Source organism: Streptomyces sp. MGP-BFMKR1 (genome assembly GCF_057766585.1).
The window spans coordinates 6,101,065-6,120,604 of the sequence record NZ_CM173408.1 but is presented as its reverse complement, the minus strand read 5'-3'; the positions used below and the strand labels follow the sequence as shown (position 1 = coordinate 6,120,604).

At 76.6% G+C, this 19,540-nt stretch carries 12 protein-coding genes; 11 read left to right on the top strand and 1 reads right to left on the bottom strand.

All coding sequences use genetic code 11. From position 1 onward, the window contains the following. Positions 1 to 270 precede the first annotated feature (270 nt). Together AC3CHW_RS24420 and AC3CHW_RS24415 are read left to right on the top strand one after the other, a co-directional pair. Positions 271 to 549, top strand: a complete 279-nt coding sequence (locus tag AC3CHW_RS24420) for a hypothetical protein (RefSeq protein WP_488467913.1) — start codon at positions 271 to 273, stop codon at positions 547 to 549. Beyond that, entirely contained in the window at positions 542 to 1,399 is an 858-nt protein-coding gene (locus tag AC3CHW_RS24415; protein WP_398607276.1) for a hypothetical protein, read from the top strand. Before AC3CHW_RS24420 ends, AC3CHW_RS24415 begins: the two co-directional genes overlap by 8 nt. A gap of 232 nt (positions 1,400 to 1,631) precedes the next feature. Here the strand turns inward: AC3CHW_RS24415 and AC3CHW_RS24410 are convergent, their stop codons facing one another. Continuing rightward, a complete protein-coding gene (locus tag AC3CHW_RS24410) occupies positions 1,632 to 2,174 on the bottom strand; it encodes a hypothetical protein (protein ID WP_488467912.1) in 543 nt (180 codons plus the stop codon). 389 nt (positions 2,175 to 2,563) lie between these two features. Between AC3CHW_RS24410 and AC3CHW_RS24405 the strand changes: the two genes are divergently transcribed. The 9 genes from AC3CHW_RS24405 to AC3CHW_RS24365 all read left to right on the top strand — a co-directional run bounded on the left by AC3CHW_RS24405 (position 2,564) and on the right by AC3CHW_RS24365 (position 19,537). Further along, complete coding sequence (locus tag AC3CHW_RS24405) at positions 2,564 to 4,036, top strand: hypothetical protein (protein WP_488467911.1); 1,473 nt, start codon at positions 2,564 to 2,566, stop codon at positions 4,034 to 4,036. A gap of 14 nt (positions 4,037 to 4,050) precedes the next feature. After that, positions 4,051 to 5,097 carry a glutamate ABC transporter substrate-binding protein gene (locus tag AC3CHW_RS24400; RefSeq protein WP_488467910.1) on the top strand — a complete coding sequence of 349 codons (1,047 nt, stop codon included), beginning with the start codon at positions 4,051 to 4,053 and terminating at the stop codon, positions 5,095 to 5,097. Between the two features lie 24 nt (positions 5,098 to 5,121). Beyond that, positions 5,122 to 6,471: a coiled-coil domain-containing protein gene (locus AC3CHW_RS24395; RefSeq protein ID WP_398607280.1), complete on the top strand. Its 1,350-nt coding sequence runs from the start codon at positions 5,122 to 5,124 to the stop codon at positions 6,469 to 6,471. A 47-nt stretch (positions 6,472 to 6,518) separates the two neighbouring features. Next, positions 6,519 to 9,329, top strand: coding sequence for a serine/threonine-protein kinase (locus tag AC3CHW_RS24390; protein ID WP_488471155.1), 2,811 nt, complete (start codon positions 6,519 to 6,521; stop codon positions 9,327 to 9,329). A gap of 567 nt (positions 9,330 to 9,896) precedes the next feature. Continuing rightward, positions 9,897 to 11,366, top strand: coding sequence for a PP2C family protein-serine/threonine phosphatase (locus tag AC3CHW_RS24385; protein WP_488471154.1), 1,470 nt, complete (start codon positions 9,897 to 9,899; stop codon positions 11,364 to 11,366). A gap of 279 nt (positions 11,367 to 11,645) precedes the next feature. After that, positions 11,646 to 13,004, top strand: a complete 1,359-nt coding sequence (locus AC3CHW_RS24380; RefSeq protein ID WP_398607281.1) for a vWA domain-containing protein — start codon at positions 11,646 to 11,648, stop codon at positions 13,002 to 13,004. Between the two features lie 201 nt (positions 13,005 to 13,205). After that, complete coding sequence (locus AC3CHW_RS24375) at positions 13,206 to 15,113, top strand: FHA domain-containing protein (protein WP_488467909.1); 1,908 nt, start codon at positions 13,206 to 13,208, stop codon at positions 15,111 to 15,113. Positions 15,114 to 15,306: 193 nt separating this feature from the next. Then, positions 15,307 to 15,711, top strand: coding sequence for a globin (locus AC3CHW_RS24370; RefSeq protein WP_176161644.1), 405 nt, complete (start codon positions 15,307 to 15,309; stop codon positions 15,709 to 15,711). A gap of 367 nt (positions 15,712 to 16,078) precedes the next feature. After that, entirely contained in the window at positions 16,079 to 19,537 is a 3,459-nt protein-coding gene (locus AC3CHW_RS24365; RefSeq protein ID WP_488467908.1) for an FtsX-like permease family protein, read from the top strand. The last annotated feature ends 3 nt before the right edge of the window (positions 19,538 to 19,540 follow it).

Genomic DNA, 19,540 nt, shown 5'->3' with positions numbered 1-19,540 from the left:
CTCGGCCTCCGCGCGGGCCCGCGCGCCCGGCCGTGGAACGGCGGCCGTGGCGGGCCGGCCGTGACGGGTCGGCGAACCCGCGTCCGCCACCCGGCTTATCCGTCTAGTCCGTTTTGCATAACAAGAGGCCGTGAGTAGTAACTTCCCATCTATTGTCCCTCATTCGGAGCACCCCCCAGCAGGCCATCCCGTCGTTAACCGGACGTGACTTCATCCACCGCGCTTCCCGGTCCGACAGTCCCGGCCGCGCCCCTCACGGAGTCTCATCGCATGGGGGACTGGGTTCTCACGGCCACACCACCAGGCAGCCCCCGAGGCTTCACTCACGCCCATCTGCAACGCGGCGCCGAATGCGTGCAACTCCGCTACTGCCAAGCCGAGTTGACCGATCTGGCCGCGACCATCAAGGGCATCGAGACGGACTTCGCCCGGCGCTGTGACGCGCTGCGCGCGTCCGGCGGAGCCGAGTCGGCCCGCGCGCCGGCCAGCCGCTTTGAGACCCCGTACGCGGACCAGCGCCCGCCGCTGCCCCTGGACCGCCATGCATGAGCGCTACGACTACGGCGGCTACGGCGGGCGTGGCCCCGAAACCTTCCCGCACCCCGACTTCGGCCCGGGCCACGAGTCCGGGCTCGGCTTCACGTCGACCTTCGGCACCGGCCTCTCGGCGTACGACTCGACGCCCGTCGGGCCCGAACCGGCCACCGGGTTCACCACCTACGACACCTTCACGGCCACGCCCGAAACGCTCACCGCCCCCGACCTCGCCGTGCTCGGCGGGCACTGGGACTCCGAGGCCGAACTGACGCAGCTCCTGCGGGAGTCGGCCCAGACCGAGCACCTCGATCCGCTCACGACGACCGGGGCCATCCCCGCGCCGCGGCTGCCCCAGCCGCCGACCACGCACCGCCGCCGCCGCTTCCGCCGGCTGCGCAAGGCGCTGCGTACCCGGCCCGAGCGGACGGTGACCCGGGCCGAGGTGCTGAGCTGTCTGATCGCGGTGCTCGTCGCGGTCATCGTGGCGCTGGTCAGCGTGCTCGGCGGGATGTGCGCGCACGAGCCGCTGCGCCAGGTGGTGGCGCCGAACGTGGCGCACCACCTGACGACCTGGTGGCCGGTGCTCATCTACGGGCCGTGGCTGGCCGCCTCGTTGTCGATCATCCGACACGCGGTGCACTACCAGCGGGCCCCGCACGCGTGGCTGATCGTGGTGCTGTTCAGCGCGTTCTCCGTGGCGCTGGCCGTGGCGCACGCGCCACGGACGGTGGGCGGCGTCGCCGTCGCCGCGCTGCCCGCGATCGCCGCGCTGACCTGCTTCCACCAACTGGTCCGCCAGATCACGTTGACCAGGCCGCCCCGGCGCTCCGTCCCCGGCCAGCACGGGGCGCCCCGCCGCTAGCCACCCATCGGCCCGGGCCACGGCACGCCGGACCTCCGGCGCGCGCCGCGAGCCCGGGCCTTCGCACGCCCGGGCCTTCGCACGCCCGGGCTCGGAGCCACCTGGCGGGCCGGCCCGGCCGGCTGGGCGGCCACCTGGTGAGCTGGGGCCCCGGCGGGCGGGCGCCCGCCGTGCGCCGGGCCCAGAGCCGGACCCGTGACCGGCGACCGGCGACCGGCGACCGGCGACCGGCTCAGAGTCGGACCCGGATGCCCTCCGGGGCGTGCCGCTCCACGGCGACCAGGAGGGCTTCCCGGTCCATGCCGGGGCCGAAGCGGGCGAGCAGGGCCGCGCCCTCGTTGGTGTGCCGCCGCCTCGGCAGCCGGTCGACCCCCTCGATCGCGTCGTCGATGACCCACAGGCGCAGCCAGCCCGCTTCCCGCCCGGCGCCGGCGTCCAGTCGCCGCACGCGGCTCCACGGCACCCGGAAGGTGGTGCGGCCCGCGGAGCGGGCGATGACGCCGCGCTCGTCGAGGCCGACGGCGTCGGGCGCCAGGTAGTCGTCGCGCACCTCCCGCAGCACCCGCAGTCCGGGCGGGAAGGAGAGCAGGCCGAGGACGACGAGGCCGGGCAGCGCGATCCAGGGTCCGACCTGCTCCGCGATGGCGCCCGCGATGATCAGCGGCAGGCCGAAGTGGGCGAGGAGGCGGAGCCAGGAGGCCGTGTCCGGCGGAACCCGTTCTCGGACAAAAAGGGCGCCGGGCCCGAAGTCGGAAGGTGGCTGGAAAACGCGCATACGCGTTCCTTTCGGCTTTTCTCTCGCTCTCTCGCGTTCCGGCCCCGCGGGGGTGCCGTTCACCATGCCGTGGTCCGGGTGCCGCAGCATGAGCCGCCCAGGGTGCCATGCCGCGGTGCCGGCGCCGCGACCAGCCCCTCCCCCGAAGGCGCCGGCGCCGACCCGGCGGCCGGGCCCGCGCGGGAACCGAACGGCCCCGACGGGCGTGTTGGGTGGCGGGAGCGCGGGGGGAACGGCCGGGCCGCGGCGGCCAGTCCGGGCCCCCGGCGCACGATTCGCCCATGTCCGGTGTGGTAGTCAGTGCTTGCCGCCATACTGCTTCCGACAGGTGCCGACCGTCCCGGTCCACCGGGCTCGGGCCCGCCGCCAGCGAACCAGGGGGAGGTCTCGTGTCACACCCGCCGACCGGCGGTATCGCGCCAACGACCGCGCCCGAGCGGCCGACCGCCTCCCCCGCCCGGCCGACGCCGACCACGCCGGCGCCGCCCGCCGAGCCCGCCGCCCGCCGCCCGGCCTGGCGCGAGGGCCTGGACACCCTGCGCGCGGCGGCGGTGACCGAGCCGGGCCGGCTGCGGGCGATCGGGGCCGTGCTGGCCGCCCTCGTGCTGCTGTTCGGCGCGCTCGCCGCCTGGCAGGTCGACGCGCGTACGGACGCGGCCCGCGCCGTCACCGGGCGCAGCCAGCCACTGAGTTCCGACGCGGCCGAGATCTACCGCTCGCTGGCCGCCGCCGACGCCACCGCCGCCAGCGCCTTCCTCGTCGAGGGGCCGGAGCCGCCCGCCCTGCGCGAGGACTTCGACCGGGACCTCGCGCACGCCTCCAAGCTGCTGGTCAAGGCCGCCGCGTCGAGCGGGGGTTCGGGCGCGGCCCGCGCCCAGATCGACCGCCTCGTGCGCGACCTGCCCCGCTACACCGGCCTGGTGGAGTCCGCGCGCGCCAACAACCGGCAGGGCCTGCCGCTCGGCGGGGCCTACCTGCGGCACGCGAACGCGCTCATGAGCACCGAACTCCTGCCGGCGGCCGACGAGTTGTACCGCACGCAGAGCGACCAGCTCACGGCCGACTACGCGGACGCGCGGGCCTGGCCCTGGGTGGCGTTCGGCGCGGGCGTGCTGGCGCTGGCCGCCCTGGCCTGGGCGCAGCACCGCACGTACCGGCGGACCAACCGGGTGTTCAACCTGGGCCTGTTGGCGGCGACGGCCGCGACCGCGGCGGCGTTGGTGTGGCTGGCGGTGGGACACGCGGTGGTCCGCTCCGGGCTCGGCGAGTCCGACCGGCACGGCGCGCGGTCGCTGCGAGTGCTGAGCGAGGCGCGCATAGCCGTGCTCCAGGCGCGGGGCAACGAGAACCTGGTGCTGGTGGCGCGGGGCGCGGTGGTCCGCGAGTCGCCCCCGGAGAAGGGCCAGGACGCCTACGAGGTCGGCTACGACGAGCGGATGCGGGCGCTGCTCGGCACGGCGCCGGCCGCGGACGCCCCCGACGCCGAGGCCGGCGGGCTGCTGGGCCGGGCCCAGCGGCTGGCCGACGACGCGTCGGGGCGCGGGCCGGTCGGCGAGGCGATCCGCGCGGCACGCGAGTGGCAGCACCGACACGAGGGGGCCAGGCAGGCCAACGAGGAGGGCGCGTACGACGCGGCGTTGGGGATGGTCACCGGCGCGCGCGGCAGCACCGGCGAGTCCTTCGAGCAGGTGGACGCCGCGCTGACCCGGGCGATAGCGCACGAGCAGCGGGAGTTCGAGCGGGCCGCGGACGACGGGCGCGGCCTGGTGGCCGAGCTGCCCGTCGGCGCCGGGGTGCTGGCGCTGGTCGGCGCCGTGAGCACGGTGCTCGGCGTGGGACGCAGGCTCTCGGAGTACCGGTGAAGGGGGGCGCGAGGATGAGGACGGTGACACGCGGGAAGGGCGCGGCGGGCCGGCGCCCGCCGGAGCGGCGGCGCGCGGTGGCGCTGTCGGCGGTGGGCTGCGCCCTGGCGGCGGTGGCCGCGCTGCTGGCGCCGGCCGCCCTCGACGGCCCGGGTGAGCGGAGCCGGCCGGCCCCCGAGCGGCGGGCCGCGGCCCCGGCGCGGGACGCGGAGGGCGCCACGCACGAGAGCTGCGAGCGACCGGAGGCCAGCCTGCGTCCCTCCCCCGACTCCGGGCCCGCGGTGCGCCGGATCAAGGCCCGCGCGTCCGGCAAGCTGATCGCGGGCGTGGACCAGAACAGCTACCGCTGGGGGTACCGCGACCCCGCCACCGGCGACCTCACCGGCTTCGACATCGAACTGGTGCGGGCCATCGCGGAGGAGATATTCGGTGACCGCGACGCGGTGATCTTCCGTACCATCCCCACCAACCAGCGCGTCCCGGCGCTGCACGAGCGCAAGGTGGACATCGTCGTACGGACCATGACGATCAACTGTGACCGCATCACGGGCGAGGACAAGGTCGCGTTCTCCACCGCGTACTTCCAGGCCGGGCAGCAGCTCCTGGTGCCCCGCGACTCGCCCATCACCTCCTACGGGCCGACGTTGCGCGGCAAGCGGGTGTGTACGGCCAAGGGTTCGACGGGCGAGCAGCGGCTCGACGACGGGCGGCGGGGCGTGCGGTCGCTCGGCGCGACCAAGGTCACCGTGCCCAACCAGCTCGACTGCCTGGTGCGGCTCCAACTCGGCGAGGTGGACGCGGTGTTCACGGACAGCGCGCTCGCCGCCGGCCAGGCGGCGCAGGACCCGTCGGTGAAGCTGGTCGGCGAGCCGGTCACGCGGGAGCCGTACGGTGTGGCGATGCACAGCGACGACACCGACCTGGTGCGCCGGGTGAACAAGGTGCTGGAGGATTACCGCAGGGGCGGGGCGGACAGCCCCTGGATGCGGGCGTACCGCACATGGCTCCAGGACGACCTGCCGGGGATCAAGGCGCCACCCAAGCCCGCCTACAAGGACTGACCGCACGCACAGGAGAGGTGATCGATGGCGGCCTCGGGACCCGCTCCCAGCTCGTCGGGGATGCCCCAGCTCCCGGTCATGGACCGGGAGGAGGTGGACCGCGCGCTCGCGCGCCTCGGCGCCGAGCACGAGGCGATCGAGACGTCGCTGTTGGCGTTGCAGGACCACGCCGGACGCAGGCTCCTGGAGGGCGCCGACCTCGCCGGCACCACCAAGGTGCGCTGGGCCGCCGCCGAGCAGACGATCTCCCAGCTGTGGACGTACTACGACGCGTACGCCGCGGCCTGCGCCAAAGCCCGCGAGGTGCGCGCCCGGCGCCGCTGGCCGGGTCAGGCCGAGCTCGCGGAGCTGACCGACCTGCTGCGCGGCGAGCACGTCACCGTGCCCGGCGACGCGCTGGCGCCCTCGCCCCGGCTCAGCGAGCGGTTCACCCTGGAGGCCCTGGTCGAGCGCATGAACAGCGGGTACGCGCAGGCGCTTGACGTGGTGGTCACCGCGGACGCCGTCTGGTCGGCGCTGCCCGCCCGGATCGACATGCTGGCCGCCGAGTTACAGCGCACCCGTTCGCTGGCGCACTCGGTGGGCGTGCGGCCGGGCGAGCACCCGTCGGGGGACGACCTGGAGGAGATCACCGCCGAGCTGACCGCGCTGCGCGCGGAGGTCATCCGCGACCCGCTGGCCTTCTGGTCCGGCGCCTCGCCGAGTTCGGCGCCCGGCGGCGGCCGGCCCGACACCGAGCGCTACGACCGGGCGGCGCGCGCCCTGGAGGACGTGCGGCGCGAGATCGAGGCGGTGCTCACCGTGCGGCAGGACGCGGAGCGGCGGCTGATGCTGCTGCGCGACCTGCTCTCGCGCGCGGACCGCACGCTGACCGAGGCCCGGCAGGCGCGCGGTGAGGTGCTGGCGAAGATCGCCGCGTCCGACGTGCCCGCCGTCAGCGGGCCGTCCACGGCGCTGCACGAGCAGTTGGCGCTGGCCGCCGAGTACCGCAGGCGCTCCCAGTGGCACCGGCTCTCGCCGCTCCTGGAGAGCCTGGAGCAGCGGGCCGACGACGAACTGCTGCGGGCCCGCGAGTCGTTGACGGCCGTGACCGCGCCGCTGGCGGTCCGCGCGGAGCTGCGCGGCCGGCTCGACGCGTACCGGGCGAAGGTCGTCCGGCACGGCCTGGCCGAGGACCCGCTGTTGGTCGAGCGGTACGACGCGGCCAGGCGGCTGCTGTGGAGCGCGCCGTGTGACCTGCGCGCCGCGGAGCAGGCCGTGCTGCGCTACCAGCGGGCGGTGGCCGAGACGCTGCCGCCCCATCCGCCGGCCGGGCTCGCCCCGGAGTCGGAGGTCGGTGGGCCGGGGCGGGCGGGTCCTGGGGGGCGCGGGTGAGCGCCGACGACTGCCAGCGCCCGGACTGCGGGGGCGCCTACGAGGACATGGGCGGCGGGGAGCTGTACTGCGACACGTGCGGTCTGGCCCCGGTGGTCTCCCCCAGCGGGCTGTTGACCGCGCCGCCGACGGGCGTGGCCGCCGAGGGGCGGGCGGCCGGTTCGGGCCGCTCGGGCAGCGCCGGCTCCGCGACGGGCTCCTCGGTGCCCACGCACTCCGCGCGCTCGGCCTCGGGAGGGTCCACGGGCTCGCGCCGCTCGGTCTCGGGCCGGCTGTCCCGGACGGCGGGGCACGCGTCGGGCCGCTCGGTCTCGGTGGTGACGTCCTCCGGGCAGGCGTCCTCGTCGGGCCGCAGCCGGCTGGGCGCGGGCCTGGTGAGCGTGCCACAGGTGCCGCGCCCCGACCCGCACACGGCCGTGCTGGCCCACCCCGAGGTGCCCGAGCGGAAGCGGTTCTGCAGCCGCTCGGAGTGCGGCGCCCCGGTGGGGCGGGCGCGCGGCGCGCGGCGGGGCCGTACCGAGGGCTTCTGCACCAAGTGCGGCCACCCGTACTCCTTCGTGCCCAAGTTGCGCCGCGGCGACGTGGTGCACGGGCAGTACGAGGTGGTGGGCTGCCTCGCGCACGGCGGACTGGGCTGGATCTACCTGGCCGTGGACCGGGCGGTGGCCGACCGCTGGGTGGTGCTCAAGGGCCTCCTGGACACCGGCGACGAGGACGCGCTCGCGGTGGCGCTGGCCGAGCGGCGGTTCCTCGCCGAGATCGAGCACGCCAACATCGTGCGGATCTACAACTTCGTCGAACACCTCGACCAGCGCACCGGCAGCCTCGACGGCTACATCGTCATGGAGTACGTGGGCGGCAAGTCGCTCAAGCAACTGGCCAACGAGCGGCGCGGGCCCGACGGGCGGCGCGATCCGCTGCCGGTGGAGCGGGCGTGCGCGTACGGCATCGAGGCGCTGGAGGCGCTCGGGCACCTGCACAGCCGCAACCTCCTGTACTGCGACTTCAAGATCGACAACGCGATCCAGCAGGGGGACCAGCTCAAGCTGATCGACATGGGCGCGGTGCGGCGGATGGGCGACGAGGACAGCGCCATCTACGGCACCGTCGGCTACCAGGCGCCCGAGGTCGCCGAGCGCGGCCCGTCGGTCGCCTCCGACCTGTACACGGTGGCCCGCACGCTGGCCGTGCTCACCTTCGACTTCCAGGGCTACACCACGGTCTTCGCGGACAGCTTCCCCGACCCCGGGCACATCGAGGTCTTCCGCCGCTACGAGTCCTTCTACCGGCTCCTGACGCGGGCCACCGACCCGGACCCGGAGCGCCGGTTCGCCTCCGCCCAGGAGATGGCCGACCAGCTCACGGGCGTGCTGCGGGAGGTCGTCGCCCTCCAGTCGGGCCGGCCCCGGCCGGCGCTGTCCACGCTGTTCGGGGCGGAGACGCGGGTCGTGGACACCCAGGTGTTCCCCGACGGCACGGAACCCGACGGGCTCGGCGCGCGGCTCGGCACCGGGCGCGGGCGGCGCGCGCGGCTGGCCGCGGCGGCCTCGCGCACGCCCCTCGCGCCACCGGGCCCGACCACCGCTGGTTCCGCCGTCGCTGGCCCCGCCGTCGCGGGTGGGCCGGCCGCCGTCGCGGGCGCGCCGCCGGGCGGCAGCGCGCCGGCGCCGGGCGGCCTGCCCAGCCTGCCCGGCGTGCCGAGTCAACCCACGCACCTGCGGGGACGGGTACCGCTTTCGGGGACGGCCGAGCCGGGTGCGGCGGGCGCGGTGGCAGGACCCGCGAGCGGCGTGGCGACCGGCGCGGACGGCGCGGGCGGGTCGGGCGAGGCGCCGGTCGGCGGCGAGCCGAACGCGGTCGCCGCTGTGGCCGCGTCCGGCGCCGGGGCCGTCCGGCCGTTGGACGTACGGGCCGCCGCGCTGGCGCTGCCGGTGCCGCGCGTCGATCCGGACGACCCCAACGCGGGCTTCCTGGCCGGACTGCTCGCCGCGGCACCGGCCGAGCTGAGCGCCGCCCTGGCCGCCGCCCCCGCGGACTCGACGGAGCTGCGGCTGCGTCGCGTGCGGGCCGAGTTGGCGCTCGGCGACGACCGGGCGGCCGGGCAGCTCATCGACGCGCTGGAGGCGGTGCGCCCGGACGACTGGCGCGTCGTCTGGTATCGCGGGTTGCACGCGCTGGCCAGCGGCGACCGGGTGACGGCCGCGGTCTCCTTCGACGCGGTCTACGACGCCTTCCCCGGCGAGACCGTGCCCAAGCTGGCGCTCGGCGTGTGCGCCGAGGCGCTCGGCCAGCTCGACAACGCCGCCGCCTACTACCACCTCGTGTGGGCGACCGACCCGAGCTTCGTGAGTGCCGCGTTCGGGCTGACCCGGGTGCGGTTCACGACGGGCGACCGGGCCGGCGCCGTGGCGGCCCTGGAGTCCGTGCCCGAGGCGTCCATCCACTACACGGCGGCCCGCGTGGCGGCCGTACGGGCGCGGCTGCGGCCGGGCGCGCGGGCGGCGGGCGGGGCCGCGCCCGCCGAGCGACTCGCCGAACTGACGGCCGCGGCCGATCAGGTGGAACGCCTTGCGGAGTTCGGACTTGACCCGGTAAGGCGCGAGCGACTGCACACCGAGGTGCTCGGCAGCGCGTTGGACTGGGTACTCTCCAGCGGCAGCGGAATCCCCCAGGCCGCCGGACCCGAAGCGGCGACGGGAGCCCGACCCGTGTTGCTCGGCAGCCGCCTGGACGAGCGCGGGCTGCGCTTCGGTCTGGAACGCTCGTATCGGGTACTCGCCCGGCTCGCGCAGCGGGGCGAGGAAAGGATCGAATGGGTGGAGCGGGCCAACCGGCTCCGCCCCAGGACGTGGGTGTGATCGATGTCGCAGAAGCCTCGGCTGTCAACCTGCCCGAGCTGTGCGGAGCCGCTTGACGCGGAGGACAACTTCTGCGGCGCGTGTGGCACCAGTGTCAACGCCGCGAGAGCGGCGGCGCCTGGCGCGCGCGGGGCTCACCCCGCGCCGGCCGGCGCGGGCGACGGCCGGGGCCACGGCCCCGCCGACGCCCGCGCGCGCGGCGCGGACGCGGGCGCCGCCGCCGGTCCCGCCGCCGAGCCCGCGCTCGGCTTCGCCCCTGGCTACGCGCCACACGTCGGCCCGGCGGCGCCCGTCGCGGGCGCGCCGGGCGCCGTGCCCGGAGCGTGGGACGCGCGGGCCGCCGCCCGCTTCCCGTACGCCGACACCGCCGTACCGCCGGCACCCCGCGCGGCGGGCGGCGCGGCCCAGTCCGACTTCGCGCCGCGGCCCGGGTCCGCGCCACCACCCGGTTTCGCACCACAGCCCGACTTCGTACCGGAGCCGGGTTCCGCGCCGCAGCCGGACGTCGGACCGCAGCCGGGCGCGGCGGAGTCCGGCGCGGCGCGCCGTGACTCGGCGGGCGCCCCCATGGCCGGGGCGCCGATCCCGCAGCAGTCGGGCGGGGCCGCGCCGTGGCCGGCGGCGCAGGCTGGCCCGGCGGATGCGGGCGCCGGGGTGGCGGGCGGAGACGGGGCGGTCGGGCCCGCTTTCCCCGCGCTGACCCCGACGGTGCGGCCCATCGCGGGCGCCGAACCCGCCCCGGGCCAGGCGGTGGCGCCGCAAGCCGCCGCCCCGGCGTACGGGAGCGCCGCCGCGGCGGCCTGGGGCACGGCGGACGCGGGGGTGGCGCCGCCCGACCCACGGGAGTCGGCCGCCCTCGACCCGCTGGCCGACATCGACGAGCCCACCCTGGTGATCTGCTCCGGCGCCGACCCGGCCGACGACCACGAGCCGCGCCCCGACCGGGAGCCGGCCGGCCAGCCCCCGGCCCCCGACGCCACGCCGGCCGGACCGGCGCAGCCGGCGCCACCGACACAGCCAGCACAGCCAGCACAGCCCGGCGGTGGGGCGACGGCGCCCGTGGGGGCCACCGCGGCGGGCGCGGGGGGCGCGCCGGGGGTCGGGGCGCCGCGGCCGGAGCCGCGCCGGTGCGCCGAGTGCCGGGCCGGCGCCATCGATGACGACGGATACTGCGAGAACTGCGGGCACGCTCAGCCTCGGGAACGGGATCACATGGAAGAGGAGTTGGCGTTCGTCGCCGCGGCCAGCGACCGCGGGCTGCGACACCACCGCAACGAGGACGCCTTCGCCCTCTCGGAGGCGGAGCTGCCGGACGGTTCGCCCGCCGTGGTCGCCGTCGTCTGCGACGGCGTCTCCTCCGCCACCCGCCCTGACGACGCGTCGGCCGCCGCGGCCCGGGTGGCCGGCGAGCGGCTGCTGACCGCGCTGCCACGGGGTACGCATCCGCAACAGGCCATGCACGAGGCGATCATCGCCGCGGCCGAGGCGGTCAACGCGCTGGCCCAGGAGGCCCGCCCGGCCCACCGCGACCCGCACCGCCACGAGAACGCGCCGGCCTGCACGATCGTCAGCGCCGTCGTCGCTTCGGGCATCCTGACCGTCGGCTGGATCGGCGACAGCCGCGCGTACTGGGTTCCGGACGACCGCGCCACGCCCGCCGCCCGGCTCACCGAGGACGACTCGTGGGCCGCGCAGATGGTCGCGGCCGGCCTGTTGTCGGAGCAGGAGGCGTACGCGGACGAGCGGGCGCACGCCATCACGGGCTGGCTGGGGGCGGACGCGTACGAGATCGAGCCGCACACCGCCGCGTTCAAGCCCGACCGACCGGGCGTGGTGGTGGTCTGCACGGACGGGCTGTGGAACTACGCCGAGTCCGCGCCCGAGATGGCGGCGGCCGTGCCACCGGACGCCCGGGTCCGACCGATGGACAGCGCACGGAAGTTGGTCGGTCACGCGCTGGAGGGCGGGGGCCACGACAACGTAACGGTGGCGGTGGTGCCGTTCCCGCTCCCGCCGGAAGGGGCAGGATCGGCCTGACGACGGGGCGGCGCCGGGGGGCGCCGACGGCGGGAGGAGAGCGGGGCCCGCCGACGCTCCACGGGGCGGCGGCGGGGTGCGAGGAGGGGCGGCGGCCGGGTCGAGCGGGCCGCCGCCGAAGAGCACGAGGCCACGGGGGCGAGGGGGCTCCCGTGGCGCCACGGGGGATCACCGGGGTACGGGCAGGCCGTCAGGGAGCCGTCGGCGAGCGCGTCCCCCGTCCGCCCATGTGCCGATGAGTCCACGCGGAGCGTTGAGGGACGTCAAGGAGCGGAACAGATGGCCAACTTCTCCAAGTCGAACGTGCCACGGTTCTCGGTCGAGGTGTACCAGAACGAGTTCCTCCCCGAGGGCGGACGCGACGTCAGCGCGATCGTCACCGTCACCGCCACCGGCGGCGGCACCACCGGCCGTCTGCCGCTCGTCTCCGTCGGCCCGCACGACGCCGCGGCGCGGCAGCGGGGGCCGAGCGCCGCCGTGGCCGTCATGGTCGACTGCTCCGGCTCGATGGACTACCCGCCCACCAAGTTGCGGCACGCGCGGGAGGCGACGGCCGCGGCGATCGACACGCTGCGCGACGGCGTGGCCTTCACCGTGATCGCCGGCACCCACAAGGCGGCCGAGGTCTACCCCGGCGGCGGCAGGCTCGCCCGCGCCGACGCGGCCACCCGCGCGGCGGCCAAGGACGCCCTGCGCGCGCTGCGCGCGGGCGGCGGAACCGCGATCGGCGAGTGGCTGCGGCTCGCGGACCGGTTGCTGCGTACCCAGGACGCGGCGATACGGCACGGCATCCTGCTCACCGACGGCCGCAACGAGCACGAGAGCCCCGAGGCGTTGCGCGCGAGCCTGGACGCCTGCGCGGGGCGCTTCACCTGTGACGCGCGCGGCGTCGGCACCGACTGGGAGGTGAAAGAGGTCACAGCAATCGCCTCGGCCCTCCTGGGCACCGCCGATATCGTGGCGAACCCGTCCGAACTGGCCGAGGACTTCCAGCGCATGATGGAGTCCGCTATGGGGAAGGAAGTCGCGGATGTCGCGCTGCGTATCTGGACTCCCCAGGGCACGGACGTCACATTCGTGAAACAGGTCGCCCCCACCGTCGAGGACCTCACCCACCGCCGCGCCGACGCCGGGCCGCGCTTCGGCGACTACCCCACCGGCTCCTGGGGCGACGAGTCGCGCGACTACCACGTGGCGGTGCGGGTGCCGGCGGCCGACGTGGGTCGGGAGATGCTGGCCGCGCGGGTGGCGCTGGTGCTGCCGAGCCCGGACGGCGCCCCGCCACGACCGCTGGCGCAAGGGCTCGTACGCGCCGTGTGGACGGCCGATCTGGCGGCGTCGACCTCCATGAATCCGCAGGTCGCGCACTACACGGGGCAGGCGGAGCTGGCCCAGGTGATCCAGCAGGGGCTCGATGCGCGCAAGTCGGGCGACTGGGACGGAGCGACCGCGAAACTGGGCCGCGCGGTGCAGCTCGCCGCCGCCTCGGGGAACGCCGAAACGGCGAAACTGCTTTCGAAGGTGGTGGACGTCGTGGACGCGGTGACAGGTACTGTGCGACTGAAAGCGAAGGTCGCGGACGCGGATGAGATGACCCTCGAAACCCGCTCCACCAAGACCGTTCGCGTAAAGAAATAACGCGGGTACGCGGCCGGGCGACCGGGCGGGCCGCCCGCCACACAGCGGGTCACGACGGGCCGCCACGGCCCCGTCCGACCACCAGTTCCACCAGCGACACCAGCAGTACCCGTAGTACACAGCAGCACCAGCAACACCTGTAGCGAACAGCAGCAAACAGCACCAACGCCAAGAAACGGCACACGAGGGGGAATCACCGACATGCCGACTTGCCCAAACGGCCATCAGTCGTCGGCCGAGGACTACTGCGAGGTGTGCGGGCACCGCATGTCGGCCGCACCCGCCGGCGCCGTTCCCCCGCCTCCGCCGCCGCCCGGGATGATGGGCCCGCCCAACCCGCCACCGCCGCCCGGCCACCAGGGCCCGCCAGGGCCCGGCGCGCCGGGCGGGTACGACGGTCCTGGCGGCCCGGGGCAGGGCCGTGGCTTCGACGGCCAGGGCGGTCCCCCCGGTTCCGGCGGCCCCGCTGGCCCGCCCGGACCTCCCGGCCCCGGCCCCGGCCACGGCCCGGGTCCCGGCGGCTTCGACCACCAGGGCGGCCCCGGTGGCTTTGGCCCCGGCGGCCCGGCCGGCCCACCCGGACCCGGCGGCTTCGGCCCCGGCCCCGGCGGGCCTGGCGGTCCCGGTGGCCCCGGTGGCCCCGGTGGCTACGACGGTCAGGGCGGCCAGGGCGGCCCCGGTGGCCCGCGCGGCTTCGACGGCCCCGGTCGGCCCGGCGGACCCGGTGGGTTCGACGGTCCTGGTGGGTTCGACGGCCCCGGTGGACCTGGCGGCCCCGGTGGCCCGTTCGGCCCGCCCGGCGGCCCTGGTGGCCCCGGAGGCCCTGGCGCGCCGGGTGGTCACGGTGGGCCGGGTGGTCACGGTGCTCCCGGTGGGTACGGCTACCCCGGTGGGCAGCCCGAGTCCGGCTTCCCGTCGGAGCTGTGCCCGCAGTGCCGTACGCCGCGCGAGGCGCAGGCGCCGTTCTGCGAGGAGTGCCGCTACAACTTCATCACCCAGTCGGCCACCTCGTACACGCCCTACAGCCCGGCCCCGGCGCCCGGCCAGGGCGGCTTCCCGCCGCCCCCGGCGCAGGGACAGCCGCCGCAGGGCCCGCCACACGGCCAGCCCGCGCACCCGCACGGGTCCGACGCCTCCCAGCCGCCCGGCCCGCAGGGTCCGCCGCAGCCGGGCCAGGACTACCGGGGCGGTCACCAGCAGCAGAACCGGCCGCCGGAGCCGTCGCACCCGTCCCCGCTGCCGCCGCACGCCGGTGGCCCGCAGGGTGGCGGCCAGGGCGAGCAGCGGCCCGGGGGCCCGCCGAGCGGTCAGGGCTTCGGGGGCGACGACGACTGGATGCTCCCGCCGCCGAGCACCCCGGAGGCGTCGGCCGCCGCGCCGCCGCACGGCGCTCCGGCGCCCCCCGCGCCCCGTCCGTTCCCGGACGCGCCCGGCCAGGGCCCCGGTGGCCGGTCGCCCTTCCCGGGTGACGACGGGTTCCCGGGCGCGGCCCCGCCGCAGCACGGGCAGCCGGCGTTCCCCGGCCAGCCCGGGCAGCCGCCGTCCGCGCCGCCCCACCAGGGGCAGCCGCAGCACGGCCAGCAGCAGCACGGCCAGCCGCCGCAGCAGCAGGGCCAGCCGCAGCACGGGCAGCAGCAGGACGGTGGCTACCGGCCCGACGGCGCGTACCAGCAGGGTCCTCCCGGTGGCGGGCAGGCCGGGTCGGACAACTGGGTCGCCGTCGTCGCGCCGGACCGCGAGTACTTCATGGCGATGATGACGCGCAGCGGCCCCGAGGCCGCCGGGCTCAACCTGCCCGCGTACTCGCCCGAGCAGCAGTTGCCGCTCTCCGGTAACCAGATCACCATCGGTCGCCGCAGGCACAGCACGGGCGAGGCGCCCGACATCGACCTGTCGCGCCCGCCGGAGGACCCGGGCGTCTCGCACCAGCACGCGGTGCTCGTGCCGCAGTCGCACGGCGGCTGGGCGGTCGTGGACCAGGACTCGACCAACGGCACGACGATCAACGGCGGTGACGAGCCGATCCAGCCGTACGTGCCGGTCCCGCTCCAGGAGGGCGACCGGGTGCACGTCGGCGCGTGGACGACGATCACCCTCCGCAGGGGCTGACCAGCCCCGCCCCGGCGACATCCGGTCGCTGACGGGCCCGCCCCCCGGGGCGGGCCCGTTCGCGTCGCCAACCCCCGCCGCCCCGTGGCGCGCCGGCCGCCTCGTGGCGGGTCGCGCGGTGGCGGGTCGCGCGGGGGCCCGGGGTGGTCCTACGACTTCCGGCCTCCGTCGCGGCATCTGCGACCATGGAGGGGTGAATGAGATTCCGCGCGGCACGCTGCAGGAGCAGACCTTCTACGAGCAGGTCGGCGGCGAGGAGACCTTCCGGCGCCTGGTGCACCGCTTCTACCAGGGCGTCGCGGAGGACCCGTTGCTGCGGCCCATGTACCCGGAGGAGGACCTCGGCCCGGCCGAGGAACGCCTGGTGCTCTTCCTGATGCAGTACTGGGGCGGCCCCCGTACGTACAGCGACCAGCGCGGCCACCCCCGGCTGCGGATGCGGCACGCGCCGTTCACGGTGGACCAGGCCGCGCACGACGCCTGGCTGCGGCACATGCGGGACGCCGTCGACGAGCTGGACCTCGCGCCCGAGCACGAGCAGCAGTTGTGGAAGTACCTGACGTACGCCGCCGCTTCGATGGTCAACACCCCCGGCTGAGCGGCCAGTACGCCGGGCCGGGCCGCCGGCACGAGCGGTCGAGCCGCTACGCCGAGCCCCCCGGCGCCCCGAGCCGGCGGCGGGCCCGACGGCGGCCGGCGGCCGGGCGTCGATGCCCCAGGAACCGGCGATTCCGGACGACGTCGGCGATGACGCCGCATACCCTGCGTATCGCATAGCGGACACTGCGTATCGCATGTCGGTCACAATCGGATCAAGTCCAGACCGCAACCGCTTTCAGACCGCACCTTTCTCTGACAACATCCAGGCACGCTGCCGAGTCGACACACCGCCGTCACCTCCGTGACCGCGCGCCGTCGCCGGCTGGCGACGGGTCCGTTGGGCGGGGAGCAGCGCGGGGGGTTCAGTGGCGGGCTTTGTGTTCCTGCGTGTCCGCGCGCACCGATTGCTGTTGTCGGCGGCGCTGTTGACGGTGCTGCTGACCACCGCGGTGCTGGCCACGCTCGGGGCGTTCAGCGCGGCCATCGGTGACGCGGGGTTGCGGCACGCGCTGCGCGAGCGCAGCGCCGCGCCGGCCGCGCTGCGGGTGGCCACGGACCTGCCGGAGTCGGAGCGCGCGGCGGCCGAGCAAGCTGTGCGGCGCGGGGCCGAGCGGACCTTCGACGGCCTGCCGGTGACGCTGCGTTCGATGGCCCACTCGGGCCCGTACGCGCTGCCCCGCGAACTCCAGTCCGCCGCGGCCCGGCAGGGCGAGCCGGACCTGACGCTGTTCGCCGCGATGGACCGCACCCGCGTCACACTGACCACCGGCGCCTGGCCGAGCGGCGCAGCCCAGGGGCCCGGCAGGAGCGGCAAGAGCGGTGCGCACGACAAGGACGGCGAGGGCGACAAGGCCGCCGCGGCGCTGCCCGTCGCGCTCCCGGAGACCGCGGCGGCCCGCCTCGGCCTGCGCGTCGGCGCTCATCTGACCCTCACCGACCGGCTGTCGGGGCCGCCCGTGCAGATCCGGGTCACCGGCCTGTACCGGCCCAAGGACCGCACCGACCCGTACTGGCAGTTGGACGACCTGGGCGGCAGCGGCGTGCGGACGCTGGCGTTCACCACGTACGGGCCGCTGCTGACCGACGACGCGGCCTTCCGGGACGGGCGCGTCGCCCAGGCCGGGATGTCCTGGCTGGCGGCGGCGGACTTCTCCGGGGTGAGCGCGGACGACGTGGACGGGCTGCGGTCGGCAGCCGAGCGGGGGCGGGCCGCGCTCGCGAAGGACCCGGCGCTTGGCAGCCCGGAGGTGAGCACGGGGTTGCCGACCGTGCTCGACCAGGCCGACCGTTCGCTGCTCGGGGCCCGTTCGACGCTGCTGATCGTGACGCTGCAACTGGTGTTGCTCGCCGGGTACGCGCTGCTGCTCGTGGCCCGGCTGCTCAGCACGGAGCGGGCCGGCGAGACGGAGTTGCTGCTGGCCCGTGGCGCCTCCGGGCCCCGGATCGCGCGGCTCGCGGCCGTCGAGGCGCTGCTGCTGGCCGGGCCCGCGGCGGTGGCGGCACCACTGCTCGCCGGGCCGCTGATGGAACTCATCGCCGCCTACGGCCCGTTGGCGCGCATCGGCCTCGACCTGGACACCGGGCTGACCTGGCAGACCTGCGTCATCGGTGGCGCCGTGGCGCTGGGGTGCGCCGCGGCCGTGGTGGCGCCCGCGCTGCTCGGGGCCCGGGCGCGCGGCGGCCCGTTCGTGGTGCGCGCGCGGGCCAACGCCCTGCCCGCGCCGCTGCGCGCCGGCGCGGACGTGGGCCTGCTGGTCATCGCGGGCGTCGCGTACTGGCAGCTCGACCAGCAGTCCGGCGACGGCGGCGGCGTGCTCAGCGGTGACGGCGGCGCGCTCGGCGTGGACCCGGTGCTGGTCGCGGCCCCCGCGCTGGCGCTGCTCGCCGGCACGGTGCTCACGCTGCGGCTGCTGCCGCCGGTCGCCAGGATCGCCGAGCGGCGCGCGGCGCGCGGGCGCGGCCTGCCCACCGCGCTCGCCGGTTGGCAACTCGCCCGCCGCCCGCTGCGCGGCGCGGGGCCGGTACTGCTGCTCGTACTGGCCGTGGCCATGGGCATGTTCGCGGTCGGCCAGGGCGCCTCCTGGGAGCGTTCGCAGGACGACCAGGCGGACTTCGCGGCGGGCACCGACGTGCGCGTCCTGTCCAGCCGCATCCCCCAGCTCGGGCAGGGCGGCGCGTACGCGTCGGTGCCGGGGGTGGCCGCCGCGGCGCCCGCCGCCCGCGTGCGGTTCGGGCTCTCCGGCGGGCGCGGCGCCTCGCTGCTCGCGCTCGACGCGCGGCACGCCAGGGGTTCGCTGCTGATGCGCGACGACCTGGCCGACCGCGACGCGCAGGCCGTGTTGGACACGATCGCGTCGCCCGAGGCCGACGAGCGCCCCGGGATCACGCTGCCCGGCACGCCCGACGAACTGCGCCTGACGGCCCGGCTCGGCGCGCCCGGCGCACCCGGCGGCACCTCACCCAGCAAGGCTTCGGCCGCCGTCACCGTGACCGTCGAGGACCGCTTCGGCGTCCCGTACCCGCTGCGGATCGGCCAACTGCCCGTCGACAACAAGGCCCGCACCCTGGTCGCCGGGATCGCGCGGACCGCGGGCGCGCCGGGCGGCAAGCCCGCCGGACCGCTGCGGCTGACGTCGATCAGGTTGGACCTGCTCCAGTCGGCCCGCGCGGAGCGGCACGCCTTCGAGGTGAGCGACCTGCGGGCGGTCGGCGCTGACGGCGCGGCCGAGGCGGTGCCGGTGCCGGACGGCTTCGACTGGCGGGCCACGGCCACGTTCGCGGAGGAGGAGCCCGGCAACGTCCGGGCCAGACCACGGGCCGATCGCCCCCGGCACACGGCGGACCGGCCGCTGACCGCCGGCTACGACACGGGCCACCACGTCGGCGACGACCTCGTCCCCTCGCGCCCCACCAGCACCTTCACCTTCGCCGCTCCCTGGCCTCGGCAGCCCGGCCCGCTGACGGCCGTGGCCACCGACCGCTTCCTGGACTCCAGCGGCGCCAAGGTGGGTTCGACGGTCAGCGTGCCCGTCGCCGGCGAGACGTTGCCGGTGCGCGTCGTCGCCGCCGTGCGCGCGCTGCCCACCACGGGAGCCGCGGCCGAGCGCACCAGCGGTGTGGCCACGGCGGCGGGCGGCGACCAGGGGGTGGCCGACGCGGCGGCCACCGGCGGTTCCACGTCGGACGGTGGCGCGCTGCTCGTCGACTTCCGGTCCGTCAACCAGGCGCTCGCCGCCCGCGACTCGGCCGCCCTGCCGCCCAGCGAGTGGTGGCTGCGGCCGGCGCCGGGCAAGGGCGAGCAGGTGGTGGCCGCGCTGCGGCAGCGGCCCGACACCGACCCGGCGCAGGTCATCGCCCGCTCGGAGATCGCGGACGAGTTGCACGACGACCCGTTCGGCGCGGGCCCGCAGGCCGGGCTCGCCGCCGCGGCCCTGGTCGCGGCGGCGCTCGCCGCGGTCGGCTTCGCCGTCAGCATGGCCGGCTCGCTGCGCGAACGCGGCGCCGAGTTCGGCGTCCTGCGCGCCCTCGGCGCCCCACGGCGCCAGCTCGCCCGCATGGTCGCGGCGGAACAGGCGCTGCTCATCAGCCTGGCGCTGGCCGTGGGGCTCGCCCTCGGCGCGGTGCTGACCCGGGCGGTGGTGCCGCTCATCGTGTTGACCGGCGAGGCGGCGCAGCCGGTGCCCGAGGTCCTGGTCGAACTGCCGTTGTGGCAGGTCGGCGGGGTGCTCGCGGCGGTCGCCGCCGTGCCCGTACTGATCGTCGCGGCGGTGGCGCTACGACGCGGCGACCCGGTCGCCACACTCCGCCACCGGGGAGGTGAGTAGGCC